Origin of the sequence: Streptomyces populi, assembly GCF_002911015.1 — a bacterium.
Lineage (GTDB): Bacteria > Actinomycetota > Actinomycetes > Streptomycetales > Streptomycetaceae > Streptomyces > Streptomyces populi.
On the sequence record NZ_KZ626842.1, the window covers coordinates 50,988 to 66,803 of the forward strand.

The 15,816-nt window shown below is 72.7% G+C and carries 12 protein-coding genes and 1 pseudogene; 10 read left to right on the forward strand and 3 right to left on the reverse strand.

What is annotated here, in order from left to right:
• Nucleotides 1-31: 31 nt before the first annotated feature.
• A pseudogene (locus CW362_RS02460) lies at nucleotides 32-268 on the reverse strand (FKBP-type peptidyl-prolyl cis-trans isomerase); the annotation flags it as partial.
• 526 nt (nucleotides 269-794) lie between these two features.
• On the opposite strand from CW362_RS02460, the gene panD reads away from it, so the two are divergent.
• The 4 genes from panD to CW362_RS02485 all read left to right on the forward strand — a co-directional run bounded on the left by panD (nucleotide 795) and on the right by CW362_RS02485 (nucleotide 3,294).
• Nucleotides 795-1,214, forward strand: a complete 420-nt coding sequence (gene panD / locus CW362_RS02465) for an aspartate 1-decarboxylase (RefSeq protein ID WP_103547644.1) — start codon at nucleotides 795-797, stop codon at nucleotides 1,212-1,214.
• 53 nt (nucleotides 1,215-1,267) lie between these two features.
• Nucleotides 1,268-1,612, forward strand: coding sequence for a GNAT family N-acetyltransferase (locus CW362_RS02470; RefSeq protein WP_162683945.1), 345 nt, complete (start codon nucleotides 1,268-1,270; stop codon nucleotides 1,610-1,612).
• A complete protein-coding gene (locus CW362_RS02475) occupies nucleotides 1,612-2,304 on the forward strand; it encodes an aspartate/glutamate racemase family protein (RefSeq protein WP_103547646.1) in 693 nt (230 codons plus the stop codon). The genes CW362_RS02470 and CW362_RS02475 overlap by 1 nt, the downstream gene beginning before the upstream one ends.
• 771 nt (nucleotides 2,305-3,075) lie before the next feature.
• Nucleotides 3,076-3,294, forward strand: coding sequence for a hypothetical protein (locus tag CW362_RS02485; RefSeq protein WP_103547774.1), 219 nt, complete (start codon nucleotides 3,076-3,078; stop codon nucleotides 3,292-3,294).
• A gap of 18 nt (nucleotides 3,295-3,312) precedes the next feature.
• Here the strand turns inward: CW362_RS02485 and gndA are convergent, their stop codons facing one another.
• The gene (gene gndA, locus CW362_RS02490) at nucleotides 3,313-4,752 is read right to left on the reverse strand and encodes an NADP-dependent phosphogluconate dehydrogenase (RefSeq protein ID WP_103547648.1); all 1,440 of its coding nucleotides are present in this window, start codon (nucleotides 4,750-4,752) and stop codon (nucleotides 3,313-3,315) included.
• Nucleotides 4,753-5,231: 479 nt separating this feature from the next.
• On the opposite strand from gndA, the gene CW362_RS02495 reads away from it, so the two are divergent.
• Nucleotides 5,232-6,446, forward strand: coding sequence for a transglycosylase family protein (locus CW362_RS02495; RefSeq protein WP_103547649.1), 1,215 nt, complete (start codon nucleotides 5,232-5,234; stop codon nucleotides 6,444-6,446).
• Here CW362_RS02495 and CW362_RS02500 read toward each other — a convergent pair.
• Complete coding sequence (locus CW362_RS02500) at nucleotides 6,436-7,797, reverse strand: DMT family transporter (protein ID WP_103547650.1); 1,362 nt, start codon at nucleotides 7,795-7,797, stop codon at nucleotides 6,436-6,438. The two genes, CW362_RS02495 and CW362_RS02500, sit on opposite strands and share 11 nt — an antisense overlap.
• A gap of 210 nt (nucleotides 7,798-8,007) precedes the next feature.
• Here CW362_RS02500 and CW362_RS02505 point away from each other — a divergent pair, with 210 nt between their 5' ends.
• The 5 genes from CW362_RS02505 (at nucleotide 8,008) to CW362_RS02525 (ending at nucleotide 15,802) form a co-directional block, all read left to right on the forward strand.
• The gene (locus CW362_RS02505) at nucleotides 8,008-8,757 is read left to right on the forward strand and encodes a (2Fe-2S)-binding protein (RefSeq protein WP_206300842.1); all 750 of its coding nucleotides are present in this window, start codon (nucleotides 8,008-8,010) and stop codon (nucleotides 8,755-8,757) included.
• A gap of 421 nt (nucleotides 8,758-9,178) precedes the next feature.
• Entirely contained in the window at nucleotides 9,179-10,330 is a 1,152-nt protein-coding gene (gene glgA, locus CW362_RS02510) for a glycogen synthase (protein WP_103547651.1), read from the forward strand.
• A gap of 98 nt (nucleotides 10,331-10,428) precedes the next feature.
• Entirely contained in the window at nucleotides 10,429-11,658 is a 1,230-nt protein-coding gene (gene glgC, locus CW362_RS02515) for a glucose-1-phosphate adenylyltransferase (protein ID WP_103547652.1), read from the forward strand.
• 326 nt (nucleotides 11,659-11,984) lie between these two features.
• On the forward strand, nucleotides 11,985-14,318 hold the full coding sequence (locus tag CW362_RS02520) for a GH92 family glycosyl hydrolase (RefSeq protein ID WP_103547653.1): 2,334 nt from the start codon (nucleotides 11,985-11,987) through the stop codon (nucleotides 14,316-14,318).
• Between the two features lie 155 nt (nucleotides 14,319-14,473).
• A complete protein-coding gene (locus CW362_RS02525) occupies nucleotides 14,474-15,802 on the forward strand; it encodes a wax ester/triacylglycerol synthase family O-acyltransferase (protein WP_103547654.1) in 1,329 nt (442 codons plus the stop codon).
• The last annotated feature ends 14 nt before the right edge of the window (nucleotides 15,803-15,816 follow it).

The following is a 15,816-nucleotide window of genomic DNA, read 5'->3' on the forward strand; positions in this document are numbered from 1 at the left end:
ACGGTCAGCTCACTTCAGTAGCTGGGGAATTACGTGAACTTCCGCTGATGACCTTGCCGCTGCCCAGGGCGAACTTGAACAGCTGGTCCCGGTCCCAGGAGGCATCGAACTCCTTCCCGGACTCGAAGGTCACTCCGACATAGTGGACCCTGACCACCATGCCCGGCTTGACCTCAGCCCCGTCACCGACGACCAGGTCCCGGATGACCAGCTCGGCAGGAGCGTCACCCTCTGGAACGTCGACCTCGGGCTTTGTCGGTTCACTCATCGCAGCCTCATCACTTTCCGTCGGAAGGCGTCGGACCAGCCGGACACGTGGACATCCCATGCGGCGGATGGTCGCGCTACCGAGAGTGCCGGTCCGCGCCTTCTCTTCTCAACCGCGACCCTGAGCGCAGGTGATACCGACGCTTGGGCAGACCTCGGCGCACCTGCTCACCGCGGCAATACCAAATGAGTCCACCCCTCGGTCCCGCTCCGAGCTCGCACTCGTTCACGGGCAGGGGTCGAATCGACTCCGGGCGGGCCGCGTGCTGCCGATCCTCAACTTGCCTGACGAGATGTCAGGTAAGTCAGCGTCCACTCAGCATCAGTCCCGCACGGTTCTTCGCGCATGGGTCGAGTCGGTGGCCCTGCGGCAGTCTGGTCGGCGCGGAAATGCGCAGGCGGGGTGCCTGGTCGCAGCAGCACACGATGTTCCTGAAAGTCTTCGAGTCCAAGGCGTGTCGATGTACAGTGTGGGACGCCTTTGACCTGCAAAAAGCGGGCAGGGAGCCGTCTTCCAGGAGTCCAAAGTGCTGCGTACTCTGTTCAAGTCCAAGATCCACCGTGCCACGGTCACCCAGGCCGACCTGCACTACGTCGGGTCCGTCACCATCGACGCCGATCTGCTCGACGCCGCCGATCTGCTGCCCGGCGAGCTCGTCCACATCGTCGACATCACCAACGGCGCCCGCCTGGAGACGTACGTCATCGAGGGGGAGCGTGGATCGGGGGTCGTCGGGATCAACGGAGCGGCGGCCCATCTCGTGCACCCCGGTGACCTGGTGATCATCATCAGTTACGCTCAGGTCGCCGACGCCGAGGCGCGGGCGCTGCGGCCGCGGGTCGTGCACGTGGACCGTGACAACCGGATCGTGTCCCTCGGCGCCGACCCGTCCGAGCCGGTACCGGGCTCGGACCAGGAGCGCAGCCCGCAGGCCGTCGCCCTCTGAGCGGCGGCGCGGCGGTATCGCAGGACCCCAGGACCCAGGACCGAGGAGTGCCCGTGAGCGACATCGAGATCCGCGACGACCGGCCGGCCGGCCGCCTCGAGGCCTTCGCCGACGGCCAAGTGGTCGGACACATCGAGTACTTCGTCCTGGAGGAGCCCGCGCGGGCCCTCGTCCCGGTGCACACGATCGTGGAACCGGAGCACGAGGGCAAGGGCATCGCGGGCTCCCTCGCGCGCGAGCTGTACGGCATCGCCGCACGCGAGGGCGTCGTCGTGGCCCCGCTCTGCCCGTACGTCGTGCGGTGGGCGGAGCGGCACCCGGAGGAGGCCCCGGTGGCCGACCCCGAGCTGCTGGACGCCGCGACGGAGTGGCTCAAGGCGCATCCGGGACGTTTCTGATGGCTCCGGCTCCGGATCAGGACCCGGCGCCGTTCCGGCCCCGGTTCGGACCGGTCGCCCTGCTGCACACCTCCCCGGCGCACGTCCCCGTCTTCGACGCGCTGCGCGACGCGGACCACCCGGACCTGGAACTGCGCCACCTGGTCGACGAGGAACTGCTCGCGAGAGCGCGGCGCGAAGGGCCCGACGCGGTGGCCGACCAGGTGCGGACGCTGCTGGCCTCGGCCGTCGCCGACGGTGCCCGCGTCGTCCTGTGCACCTGCTCGACCATCGGCGCGGTCGCCGAACGGACCGACGTCGGGGTGCCCGTGCTCCGGGTGGACCGTCCGACGGCCGCCGCCGCGGTGGCGGCGGGGCCCCGGGTCGTCGTCCTGGCGACGGTGGCGAGCACCCTGGGACCGACCCTCGCCCTGGTCGAGGAGGAGGCCCGCCGTGCGGGCCTCCCCGTCGAGGTCCGTACGGCCCTGGTCGACGACGCGTGGGTGCTGTTCGAGGCGGGGGACACGGACGGCTGCGCCCGAGCGGTGGCCGATGCCGCCGACGCGGTCGCCGACGCCGACGCGATCGTCCTCGCCCAGGTGTCCATGACCGCGGCCGGGCGGCTCACCACGACCCCGGTGCCGGTGCTGTCGAGCCCCCGGCCCGGACTCGCCGCCGCGGCGGACGCGGCCCGCGGGGTGTGTGCCGGGTAGGACCCGCGGGCCGTCACGACGGGTGCCGGGCGGAGCCGCCGTCCGGCGCGGCGGTGCGGATCAGGTGCGGATCAAGAGGGCTCGACGGGGTTTCGGGCGGTGCGGGCCGACGGGGCCGCGAGCCGTCCGGGTGATGCGCCCGCCGGTTCCACGGACCTCCCGGTACGGGCCGAGGCCGTCGCACGGCGCCTCGGCCCCGGCTCCGAGGTGCACGCTCGCCGGCGCGGGGGCGCGGTCCGGGCTGCGCCACCCGGGCGCCGTTTCCCCGCGCGGCGGGGTGAGTGGGGGCCCGGGCGCTGGGTACGCGGGAGACAAGTCCAGAGGGCCGACGTACCGACTGGCTGGAGGACCGCCATGACACAGCCGTATCCCGATCCCGTGCCGCCGGCACCCACCCCCGGGCCGAGCCCCGAACCCCCGGGCCCCTCTCCCTTCCCCGATCCGGTGCCGAATCCGGGCGGCCCCGACCCGGGACCCGGACCGACCCCCGGCCCCGGCCCGGTGCCGAACCCGGGCGGGCCCGATCCCGTACCCGGCCCGGAGCCCGTACCGTCCCCGTCCCCGGTCCCGAAGCCGCCGGGACCCGATCCGGTACCGGAGCCCCAGCCCCGGCCGGAGCCGCTGTCCTGACGGGCACTCTCCGTACGCATGCCGAAGCCGTCACGACCCCTGACGCGGGCCGTGGCGGCTTCGACGTGCGTACGGTGTCCGGCCGGGACGGTTCACTACACTCCCCGGGTGAACGACATACGGTGCACCCAGTGCGGTGTCGTGGGACTGGAGCCGGGCTTCGTCGAGGACTCGGGGCAGGGGGCTCGCGGGTTCGCGCGGTGGGGCGAGGGCGTGCTCGAGCGGGGCCCGCTGGGCGGTGCCAGGCCGATGGGTCGGCCGCGCCGGCAGATCGACGCCTTCCGCTGCCCCGACTGCGCGCACCTGGAACTGTTCGCCGCCCGGCGGAGCCAGGCTCGCCGGGCACCCCGGCACCGCTGAGGGCTCGCGCCCCGGCGCCTACGCCTCGACCTCCGACCGGTCACCGCCCCACAGCGTGTGGAACGAACCCTCGCGGTCCGTCCTGCGGTACGTGTGCGCTCCGAAGAAGTCCCGCTGCCCCTGGGTGAGCGCGGCCGGCAGGCGCTCGGCGCGCAGGGCGTCGTAGTAGGCGAGCGCCGCCGAGAAGCCGGGTGTGGGCACGCCCTGGAGGGTCGCGGCGACGAGGACCTCGCGCCAGCTGTCCTGGGCGGCCGCGATCTCCTGGGCGAACGTCTCGTCCGACAGCAGGCTCGGCAGGTCGGGCCGGGCGTCGTAGGCGGCACGGATCCGGTCGAGGAAGGCCGCCCGGATGATGCAGCCGCCGCGCCAGATCGAGGCGACGGAACCGAGGTCGATGTTCCAGTCGTACTCGTCGCTGCCCGCGGTGATCTCGTGGAACCCCTGGGTGTACGAGACGATCTTCGACGCGTACAGCGCCTGCTCGACCCGGTCCGCGAAGGCTGCGGCCTCGGACTCCTCGAGCCGCCGCGCCGTCGGACCGGCGAGGCCGCGCGAGGCGGCGCGCAGGTCCGCGTGTCCCGACAGGGAGCGGGCGAAGACCGCCTCGGCGATGCCGGACACCGGCACTCCGAGGTCCAGCGCGATCTGCACGGTCCAGCGGCCCGTGCCCTTCTGCTCGGCCCGGTCCTGGACCACGTCCACGAACGGCTCGCCCGTCGCCGCGTCCACGTGCGACAGCACCTCGGCGGTGATCTCGATCAGATACGAGTCGAGCCGGCCGGTGTTCCACGTACGGAAGATGTCCGCGATCTGCGCGGGGGAGTACCCGGCGACGTCGCGGAGCAACTGGTAGGCCTCGCCGATGAGCTGCATGTCGGCGTACTCGATGCCGTTGTGGACCATCTTCACGAAGTGACCGGCGCCGTCGGGACCCACGTGCGTGACGCACGGCGCCCCGTCGGCGGCCTTCGCGGAGATCTTCTCCAGCATCGGACCGAGCGAGGCGTACGACTCGACCGAGCCGCCCGGCATGATGCTCGGCCCGTTCAGCGCGCCCTCCTCACCGCCGGACACGCCCGTGCCGACGAAGTGGATGCCCTGCTCGCGCAGCGCGCGCTCACGGCGCCGGGTGTCCGCGAAATGCGCGTTGCCGCCGTCGATGATCATGTCGCCGGGCTCCAGGAGCGGGGCGAACTCCTGGATCACCGCGTCGGTCGGCTCGCCCGCCTTCACCATGATCACCAGACGCCGGGGCCGCTCCAGCGCCGCCACGAACTCCTTCGCCGTCTCGGCCGCCACGAACGTGCCCTCGTGGCCGAACTCCTCCACCAGCGCGTTCGTCCTCGCCACGGTGCGGTTGTGCACGGCGACCGCGTAACCGTTGCGGGCGAAGTTGCGGGCGAGGTTGCGCCCCATGACCGCGAGACCCGTGACGCCGATCTGGGCTGAAGTGCTCATCCGGTTGGCTCCTAAGAAGTGCGGTAGGTCCGTCGGCGGTACGGGAAAATCCCGGTACCGGCGCCGGCGGTCGTGCTCGCCAGTATTGCCCCAGCCCATCCTGACGTGTCGCAGGTGTCCGCGCAGGGGAACCTCCCGGCGCCGCGAGGGCGGATTTCGGACAGGTCGTGCGGCGCCGGCGGCCGGTGACCTGTGTGCCCGGCGGCCCGGACGCGGCCGCCGCTCCCGGCCGGCCCCGGAGAACGGTCCGGGAGCCCGTCGCCGGACACGGGAACCCGATGTCGGCAGGCCGTGGACCGGTCCCTGGCGCACCCCGGGCCCGGACCGGTCCGGTCACCCGCCGTGCAGGAGGCGCCCGCTCCGGGACGGCCCGGGAACCGGTCGACCGGCTTTTCCAGGCGACCGGTTGCCGCCTTGTCCCGTCCTGTTCCCAGCGCTTACTTTTGCCGCTCCTGACGCATGTCTAGGGGGGCTCCTTCATGGCCGTACGCGGCCGGCACCGCCGGTATCAGCCGAACAGGATCAACCGCGCCTCACTCACCGTCACGGCGGGCGGCGCCGGGATCGCGCTCCCGCTGGTCGGTGCCGGGGTCGCCCACGCGGCCGACGTCGGGACCTGGAACAAGGTCGCGGCCTGCGAGTCCAGCGGCAACTGGAGCATCAACACCGGCAACGGCTACTACGGCGGACTGCAGTTCACCCGGTCCACCTGGGAGGCGTACGGCGGCAAGGCCTACGCCGGGCGCGCGGACCTGGCCACGAAGGACCAGCAGATCGCCGTGGCCGAGAAGGTGCTGAAGGGCCAGGGGCCCGGCGCGTGGCCGGTGTGCTCGGTGCGCGGGGGGCTGACCGGAGGGGGCGCCGCCCCCGACATCAGCCCGGAGGGGACGGCGGCGCAGACGGCGGAGCAGCGGTCCGTGCGGGACGTGAAGCCGCAGGTCACACCGCAGTCGCGGGCGGGGACCGCCGAGATGTACACCGTCGTGCGCGGCGACACGCTCTCCGGCATCGCCGACTCCCGGCACGTCCAGGGCGGCTGGCAGGGGCTGTACGCCGCGAACCGCACGACCGTCGGTTCCGACCCGGACCTGATCCTGCCGGGCCAGCGGCTCACCCTGGGCGGTGGGACCCAGGCTCCCGCGCACACCCGGCACACGCCGGCCAGGAGCCCGTCGAAGACGCACTCCCGGACACCGGAGAAGAAGGCCCCGGAGAAGAAGACACCGGCGAAGAAGGTCCCGGCCGCCAGGACGCCCTCGCACACGACGGCCCCGGCCGGGGCCGGGACGCACGGACTCGTGGCCCCGGTGCACGCGGCGACCGGCACGGCCTACCACGCCACCGGCTCCCACTGGTCGAAGGGCTACCACACGGGCGTCGACTTCCCGGTGCCGACCGGCACCTCCGTCGCCGCGGTCGCCGCCGGACACGTGGTCAGCTCGGGCTGGGGCGGATCGTTCGGCTACCAGGTGGTGATACGGCACGCCGACGGCCGCTACACGCAGTACGGCCACCTCTCCGCGATCTCCGTGCGGGCGGGGCAGAGCGTGGTGGCCGGTCAGCGCATAGGCCGCTCGGGGTCCACGGGCAACAGCACGGGCCCGCATCTGCACTTCGAGGTGCGGACCGGGCCCGGCTTCGGATCCGACATCGACCCGATGTCCTACCTCCGGGCCGGCGGCGTCAGGATTTGACTCGGGTGCGGTGGTGGCTGACGAACGGCATCGGCACGTAGGTCGCACCGAGCATGACGGTCAGGTACGGAAGCTCGTCCCCGTCCGCCGGGTGCTGCGCGGTGACGGCCTCGGGCGGAGCCGGTACGAACGCGGCCGCGGGCCGCGGAGCCGGGGGGAACCCGCCCTCGGCGCCCGCCCGCCGTCCCGGCGGCACGCTCCCGGCACCCGTCTGCGCGGCCGGTACGAAGCCGTCCGCGCCGTCGGCGGGCCCGGGCAGCCCGGCCAGCAGTTCCGCCACGGCGGCCTCGGCGTCCGTGAGGGTGCCGAGGCCGGCGGCGACCGGGACGGCGGGCTCCACGAGGCGTGAGCGCGAAACGGCCGGCTCGGGGAGCCGGGGTTCCGACAGGGCCGCGACGGCCACCGACGCGGGGCCGGGGACGGGCCGGTGCGCGTCGTCGCCCGGCTTCCCGGCGTCCTGCTCCGGCACGGACGCGAACTCCGCGACGGCGGCCGTGGATCGGTCGCCGCTGCCGGTCCGCTCGGCGCCGATCCGCTCGGTGGTGAGCAGGATCAGACCGCCCGCCGCGACGACGCCGCAGCCCAGGGCGAGCACGGTACCGGTCGTTCCGTAGCGGAAGGTCTCGCCGAACATCGTGATGCCGACGGCGGCTGCCACGACGGGGTTTACGACCGTCAGGGTGGCCAGCGGCGCCTCCAGGCCCGCACCCCGGTAGGAGGCCTGCGAGATCAGCATGCCGGCCGTCGCGAAGGCGCCGATGGCCGCGAGGCTCGACAGGTCGGCGAGCGAGACGTGCTGCGACCAGTCGACCGCGACGGTCTTGGTGAACACGGAGGACATGCTGAAGGCGATGCCCGCCGCGACCGCCAGCAGCACACTGCGCACCGCGGGGTGCCGGTGCGCCGCGCGCCCCGCCACCATCAGGGCCGCGACCGCGCCGCCCGACACCACGCCCAGCGCCAGGCGCTGGGCGTTGCTCAGGGACTGGGCGTCGGACGCGCCGACCAGGGACAGCAGGCCCGCGAGACCCACGGTGGCCATGATCGCGCCGCGCCAGGCGGCGGCTCCGGCCCTGCGGCCGACGAACAGGGCCGCCATCGGAAGCGCGAAGACGATGGTCAGCGCGCCGAGCGGCTGTACGAGGCTCAGCGGGCCGAAGGCGAGGGCGACCACGTGCAGCAGCCCGCCCAGGCCGGTCAGCGCGACGGCGGCCCACCAGCCCGGCCTGCGCAACGGGGCGTAGGTCTGGCCGGGAGAGGTCAACGCGACCTGCTCCTGGACGATCGCGCCGCCCGCGTACGCGACGGCTGAGACGAACGAGAGCACCACGGACAAAGCGAGGGCACTCATGAGTCCCTCCTCTGCGTACGGCGCGGAGCGGCGGCCCGGCGCGACGAACGGTCGGCTTCCATGCAAACAACGATGCCGCGCGAATTAGTTCTCGTCGTCGTCCCTGAGCATTCAATGGGTCCTACTGCCGATGGAGTACGAATCGCCCGGTGTCCTCCCCAGGGTGGGCGACACCACGTCCTGATCCACTGGTGGTTCCCCCTAGGGGGCTTGGTACTACTGCTCTTCGTGGACCTCGACCCCGAACTCAAGGCGCTCGACGCGCTCGGCGGATTCTTCGTACTACGCACCGGCGTACCGCCGCGCGGCCCCCTGCCGACCCTCGCGAGCGCCTGCGCGGACCCGGAATCCGGGGGGTCCGCGGAGGTTTACGCGGATCCGATGACTTTTCGCGTCCGTAAGGTCGAACAGAGTATCCGGGCGCCGGAAGCGAGGGTCGCGGCCTCGGTGGCGCAGCAGGGTCTCGCGGCCCGCTTCTGGTCGATCGCCCTCGGCGCCGCCGCGCTCTGCGGGGAGCTGCCCGACCTCGATCCCGAGCTGCTGTGCTGGGACCCGGACGCCGGCGCTCCCGACGACCTCTGGCTGCGCGAGGTCCGTTTCCGGCCCGTGGCCGATCTCGACGCGGTCGTGCGCGCCGGGCTGCTCGTACCGCTGAGCGCGGCCCTGCGCTCGCGCCACCGGGTCTCACCGGCCCTGCTGTGGGGCAACGCCGGCTCGGCCCTGGCCGGGACCGTGCGGCAACTGGACCGCTGGGCGCTCGCCCACGGACGCCCGGACGTGGGCGAGCGGGCGCGGGCCCTCGCCGGCCCGCTCCTCGCGCACCCCGACCTCGCCGGCACCCTCGACCCCGGGACGCTGCGTCGCCGCAGCTGCTGCCTCTACTACCGGGTGCCCGGTGGCGGAGTCTGCGGCGACTGCTGCTTCGAGCGCCCGCCACGTCCGGCGCCCGGCCGGTCCTGACCAGGGCCCCGCCGGGCCCGCCGCGGGTGTCCCGCCGAACCCGGCGCGGACCCTTCCCCGGTCCTGACGCGGCCGTCTCCGCCGGGCCCGCCGGGGTCGCCTCCGCCGGGCCCGATGCGCGTGCTGCCCGGCCGCCCCGCGGGACGGACGCATGTGCCGCCCCGCCGGGCCCGACGCTCGTGCGACCCCGCCCGACTCGGCACGGCCGCCCCGCGCGACACCGGCAGCCGCACCCGGCCGGACCGGGCGCCGACGTCCGACGGACCGGGCGGCCGCGTCCACCGGATCCGGCGCCTGCCCCCGGCGGACCTGCCGCCGGTGTTCCACCGGCCCCGGTGCGGGCGCGCCCGTCGCGGTCTTCCGTATCGGCTTCAACTGAGTGACCATGAGGGGCACCATCCGGCTAGGACGGGGGTTCTGTGTGCGCGTGGGACTGCTGACCCGGGAGTATCCGCCGGACGTCTACGGCGGCGCGGGCGTCCACGTCGAGTTCCTCGCGAGGGAATTACGGGCCCTCACCGAACTCGACGTGCACTGCTGGGGCGAGGGCGCCGCCGGCGGAGTGGTCCGGCACCGGCCCTGGCCCGCCCTCGACGGCGCCAACGACGCCCTGCGCACCTTCTCCGTGGACCTCTCCATGGTCGCCGCGCTCGAAGGCCGCGACCTCGTCCATTCCCACACCTGGTACGCCAATCTCGCGGGACACCTCGGAAAGCTCCTGCACGGCATTCCGCACGTGATGACCGCCCACTCCCTCGAACCGCTGCGCCCCTGGAAGGCCGAGCAGCTCGGCGGCGGCTACGCCCTCTCCGGCTGGGCCGAGCGCACCGCCGTCGAGGCCGCCGACGCCGTGATCGCCGTCTCCGGCGCCATGCGCGACGACATCCTCGGCTGCTACCCGGACCTGGACCCGGCCAGGGTGCGCGTCGTGCACAACGGCATCGACACCTCCCTCTACCGCCCCGACCGCGGCACCGACGTGCTGGAGCGGATCGGCCTGGACACCGGGCGCCCGTACGTCCTGTTCGTCGGCCGCATCACCCGGCAGAAGGGGGTGCCCCATCTCCTGCGCGCGGTACGGGACATCGACCCGGCCGCGCAGGTGGTGCTGTGCGCGGGGGCCCCCGACACCCCGGAGATCGAGAGCGAGTTCCGCGAGCTGTACCGGGAACTGAGCGCCGTGCGTGACGGCGTGCACTGGATCCAGCAGATGCTGCCCCGGCCCGATGTCGTCCAACTCCTCACCCACGCCGCCGTGTTCGTCTGCCCGTCGGTGTACGAGCCGCTCGGCATCGTCAACCTGGAGGCGATGGCCTGCGGGACGGCGGTGGTGGCCTCGCGCGTCGGCGGCATTCCCGAGGTGGTCGAGGACGGCGGGACGGGTCTTCTCGTGCCGCTCGGGGACGACTTCGAGGCGGGGCTCGCGCGGGCCCTGGACTCGGTGCTCGCCGATCCCGGCACGGCCCGGCGCATGGGCGAGGCCGGACGGCGGCGCGCGGTGGGGGAGTTCGGCTGGGACGCGGTGGCCCGCAGGACCGTCCGGTTGTACGAGGAAGTCCTCGAAGCGGGGTAACCGTCAGGACAGGCGGACTTCTGTCAGGTGAACTTCGGAACGCGGGACGCGTCCGGGCGGCCGGACGTGGCCCGACCGGGCGTGGAAGGGGCGGCAGCATGCGGCGTGGTGGGCGCGGTGGACCTTCGGTGCTGGGAATCGTACTGGCGGGGGGCGAGGGCAAACGGCTGATGCCGCTCACCGCGGACCGGGCGAAACCCGCGGTGACCTTCGGCGGCACGTACCGCCTCGTGGACTTCGTCCTCTCCAATCTCGTCAACGCCGACATCCTGCGCATCTGCGTGCTCACGCAGTACAAGTCGCACTCGCTGGACCGGCACATCACCACCACCTGGCGGATGTCGAGCCTGCTCGGCAACTACGTGACGCCGGTTCCGGCCCAGCAGCGGCTCGGACCCCGCTGGTACCTCGGCAGCGCGGACGCGATCCTCCAGTCGCTCAACCTGATCCACGACGAACAGCCCGAGTACGTCGCGGTGTTCGGCGCCGACCACGTCTACCGGATGGACCCCCGGCAGATGCTCGCCCAGCACATCGAGAGCGGGGCGGGCGTGACGGTGGCCGGAATCCGGGTGCCGCGCGCCGAGTCGTCCTCCTTCGGCGTCATCAGCCCCGGTCCCGACGGCCAGAGCGTGCGGGGCTTCCTGGAGAAGCCCGCCGACCCGCCGGGGCTCGTGGACGACCCCGAGTCCGTCTTCGCCTCGATGGGCAACTACGTCTTCACCACCAAGGCGCTGACCGAGGCGCTCCAGCGGGACGCCGAGGACGACGGCTCCGTGCACGACATGGGCGGTTCGATCCTGCCGGCGCTCACCGAGCGGGGCGAGGCGCAGCTGTACGACTTCCATGACAACCACGTGCCCGGCGAGACCGCCCGCGACCAGGGCTACTGGCGCGACGTGGGCACCCTCGACGCCTACTACGACGCCCACATGGACCTGATCGCCGAGCGTCCCGCGTTCAACCTGTTCAACCGGAGCTGGCCCGTCTACACGAGTTCGGGACAGCTTTCCCCGGCGCGGTTCAACGCCGGGGGGATCGCGAGCGAGTCCATCATCAGCGCGGGCTGCCTGATCCGCGGACAGGTGACCCGGTCGGTGCTGTCGCCGGGCGTGGTCGTCGACCCCGGGGCGGTGGTGCAGGGGTCGGTCCTGCACGACAACGTCAAGGTGGGGCGGGGCGCCGTGGTGCGCGGAGCGGTGCTCGACAAGAACATCGAGGTACCGCCGGGGGCGACGATCGGCGTCAATCCGGAGCGCGACTCCGACCTCTACACGGTCTCCGAGGGCGGCGTGATCGCCCTGGGCAAGGGCCGGCGCGTGCTCTGACCGGGCCGGGCCCCACGTCCCGAGGGCGGAAGACGGCCGGCCGGAAGTCCCCGGGCCGTGCGGTACGGCGACTTCCGGCCGTTGTCGTGCTCCTGCTTGTCATGTCCCTGGACGGGGTGCGGAATCCCGTGCTGTCATGCCAACTGCCGTCGATGACAACGTTGTACAGCACTGACAACGATGTCATCGATCGGGGCGGCCCGGGGCGTGCCCTGCCCGGACGCGACGCGTCCCACGTGATCCCCTCCGGTTGCCGGGAAAGCCGGCTCCCCGCCCCGACCATGCAAGAGGACAACGATGTCGATCACCCACCGGAGGTCTCCCGCATGCGATGGACCCGGCGCCTGCGCCTGTGCACGGCGGGGCTGGTGACAGCGTCCGCGCTGTTCGCCCTGCCCACCGCACGGGCCGCCGAGCCGCGCGACGGCCAACTCACCGACCTGGTCAATCCGTTCATCGGAACGCAGAACGAGGGCAACACCTACCCCGGCGCCGCCGTGCCCTTCGGCATGGTGCAGTTCTCCCCGGACACCGGCCACAACACCGGCTACGACCACTCCCAGAACCACGTCCGCGGCTTCTCCCTCGTCCATCTCTCGGGCGTCGGCTGCGGCCTCGGCGGCGACCTGCCCGTCCTGCCCACGACGGGGGACATCACCCGGACGGACGACGCGCAGTACGCGGCGGAGTTCGGCCACGAGACCGAGGAGGCGCACCCCGGCTACTACCGGGCGGACCTGAAGTCCGGTATCGAGGCCGAACTGACGGCCACCGCGCGCACCGGCGTCCAGCGCTACACCTTCCCGGCCACCGACAAGGCCAACGTGCTGCTGAACGCCGGGCAGTCGCTGCACAGGACACTGGCCACGAAGGTCGAGATCCTCGACGACCACACCGTCCGCACGGCGATCACCGGCAGCGGCTTCTGCCAGGCCACCAAGCCCTACACGGTGTACACGATCACCCGCTTCGACCGGCCGTTCACCACCGCGGGCACCTGGAACGGGGACACCGTCACCGGTGCCAGGGAGGCGACCGGCACCACCGGGCGCACCGGGGCCTTCGTGCGCTTCGACACCACCGAGGACCGCACGGTCGAGGCGACCACCGCGCTCTCGTACGTGGACGCCCGCGGCGCGGCCGTCAACCTCCACGCCGAGGGCGGCCGTTCCTTCGACGCGGTGCGCTCCGCCGCGCGCCGCGCCTGGGAGGACCGGCTCGACGACGTGCGCGCGCGGGGCGGCACCGACACCCTGCGCCGCACCTTCTACTCGTCGCTCTACCGTTCCTTCCTCGCGCCCAACATCGGCAGTGACGCCGACGGCCGCTACACCGGCTGGGACCAGCGGATCCACCGCGCCAAGGGCTTCACGTACTACCAGAACTGGTCGCTGTGGGACACCTACCGCACCCAGTCGCAGCTCCTCTCGCTGCTCGCGCCCCGTGAGGCCCGGGACATGGCGATCTCGGTGATCAGGATCGACGAGGAGAGCGGCTGGCTGCCCAAGTGGGGCTACGGCACGGTCGAGACGAACATCATGACCGGCGATCCGGTCACCCCGTTCCTCACCAACGCCTACCAGCAGGGCCTGCTCGCGGGATACGAGGAGCGGGCGTACCGGGCGCTGAAGAAGAACGCCGACGGAGTGCCGCCGGCCGACTCGCCCGCGGTGGGCCGCGAGGCGAACAAGGAGTACATCGCGAACGGCTTCGCCCCGTACCTCAAGGGCGTCCGTCCGCACGCGAAGCCCGGCGACTCGGACTTCGACCACGGTGCCTCCGTGACCCTGGAGTACGCCCTGTCGGACGCCGTGCTCGGCGTGATGGCACGGGAGCTGGGCCACGACGAGGACGCGGCGCGCTATCTGGCGCGGTCCCGGAACTACCGGGCGGTCCACGACCCCTCGACCGGTTTCTTCCGCGCCCGGGACGCCTCCGGGGCCTTCACCGGGCCCGTCGACCCGGCCCAGGGCGTCGGCTTCCACGAGGGCACGTCCTGGCAGTACCAGTGGCTCGTGCCGCAGGACCTGCCGGGCATGATCGGCATGATCGGCGGCAAGCAGGCCGCCAACGACCGGCTCGACTCGTTCTTCGCCTACGGGCAGTTGCTGAAGGACCCCGCGAAGACGGCCCGCGAGGTCTGGGTCAACGGCCCGTACGCCTACTACAACGCCGACAAGTACAACCCGCAGAACGAGCCCGACCTGATCGCCCCGTACACCTACCTGTCCACCGGGCAGCCGTGGAAGACGACCGACGTCGTGCACGCGGCGCTGACCCTGTTCACCGACGCGCCGACCGGCATGACCGGCAACGACGACCTCGGCACGATGTCCGCCTGGAACGTCCTGTCGTCCATCGGGATCTTCCCGGTGCAGCCCGGCCACGACACCTGGGGCCTGTCCACGCCCGTCTTCGAGCGGGTCGACCTCACCCTCGACCGGCGCTACTACCCGCGCGGCGCCCTGACGATCACGGCACCCGGCACCTCGGACACCGACCGGTACATCCGGTCGGCCCGTCTCGACGGTTCGCCGTACGCTCGTACGTACCTGACCACCGGCACCCTGAAGAACACCCGGTCGCTCCGCTTCGCGGTCGGCCCGGAGCCGTCCGAGTGGGGAACGGCGGCCTCCGCGGCGCCTCCGGTCCTGAAGTGACGCCAGACGTGTCCTGAGGCGAGCGAGTCCCGTCCCTCCTCCGAGGGGCGGGACTTAATCCGCTGTTAACTGTGCGTAACTTGATCGTACTTGACCGTAATCACCAGTCCGGGTTGACTGCAAGTTCACCCATCCGTCGACGCGAGAGCAGGCCCTTGATCTCCGACCCCCTCGCACCACTCGACCTGGCCTTCTGGAACATCGAGTCCGACCGGCACCCGATGCACCTCGGAGCCCTCGGTGTCTTCGCCGCGCACTCGCCCACCGCCGGCGCCCACGCCGCGGACCTGCTCGCGGTCCGCGCCGCCGCGGTCCCCGGGCTGCGCATGCGGATCCGCGACGTGTGGCAGCCCACCGCCCCGCTCGCCTTCGGCGGCGCGGCCCGCGAGAGCGCGCCCGACTTCGAGCCGCTGGACCACGTCCTGCTGCACAAGCCGGCCGCCGACTTCCACGCCGAGGCCGGCCGGCTCATGGAACGCCCGCTGGAGCGCGGCCGGCCCCCATGGGAGGCGCACGTGCTGCCCGGCGAGGACGGCACGTCCTTCGCGGTGCTCTTCAAGTTCCACCACGCGCTCGCCGACGGGCTCAGGGCGCTGATGCTCGCCGCCGCGATCATGGACCCGATGGATCTGCCGGAACCCCGCCCGCGCCCCGCGGAACCGCCCCGGGGCCTCTTCCCGGACGTCCGCAAGCTGCCCGGCCTGCTCCGCGGCACCCTCTCCGACGTGAGTCGCGCCCTCGACATCGGCACCTCGGTGGCCCGCGCCACGCTCACCGCGCGGTCCTCGCCCGCCCTCACCTCCGCGCCCACCGGAACCCGGCGCACTGCCGGGGTGGTGATCGACCTCGACGAGGTGCACATCGTCCGCAAGACCGTCGGCGGCACCGTCAACGACGTCCTGATCGCGGTCGTCGCGGGCGCCCTGCGCCGCTGGCTCGACGAACGCGGCGACGGCAGCGAGGGGGTCTCCCCGCGCGCCCTGATCCCCGTCTCCCGGCGCCGGCCGCGCACCGCGCAGCCCCAGGGCAACCGGCTCTCCGGCTACCTGATACGGCTTCCCGTGGACGACCCGGACCCGCTCGGCCGGCTGCGTGCCGTGCGGACGGAGATGGACCGGAACAAGGACGCCGGACCCAACCGGGGCGCGGGCGCCGTCGCGCTGCTCGCCGACCACGTCCCGCCGCTCGGACACCGGCTCGGCGGACCGGTGGTGGGTCAGGCCGCCCGGCTGCTGTTCGACATCCTCGTCACCAGCGTGCCGCTGCCCAGCCTCGGTCTGAAGCTCGGCGGCTGCCCGCTCACCGAGGTGTATCCGTTCGCCCCGCTGGCCCGTGGCCAGGCCCTCGCGGTGGCCGTCTCGACCTACCGGGGGAGGGTCCACTACGGCCTTGTGGCCGACGCCGAGGCCGTTCCCGACCTCGATCTGCTGGCCCGTTCCCTGGCCGAGGAGGTGCGCGTACTGATCACCGCCTGCACGCCATGATCACAACGGGTTTG

Bases quoted from the DNA above. Each gene is read 5' to 3' on its own strand.
- CW362_RS02475 (WP_103547646.1), top strand. From the start codon at position 1,612: ATGGCTCCGGCTCCGGATCAGGACCCGGCGCCGTTCCGGCCCCGGTTC.
- gndA (WP_103547648.1), bottom strand. From the start codon at position 4,752: ATGAGCACTTCAGCCCAGATCGGCGTCACGGGTCTCGCGGTCATGGGG.
- CW362_RS02495 (WP_103547649.1), top strand. From the start codon at position 5,232: ATGGCCGTACGCGGCCGGCACCGCCGGTATCAGCCGAACAGGATCAAC.
- CW362_RS02500 (WP_103547650.1), bottom strand. From the start codon at position 7,797: ATGAGTGCCCTCGCTTTGTCCGTGGTGCTCTCGTTCGTCTCAGCCGTC.
- glgC (WP_103547652.1), top strand. From the start codon at position 10,429: ATGCGGCGTGGTGGGCGCGGTGGACCTTCGGTGCTGGGAATCGTACTG.
- CW362_RS02520 (WP_103547653.1), top strand. From the start codon at position 11,985: ATGCGATGGACCCGGCGCCTGCGCCTGTGCACGGCGGGGCTGGTGACA.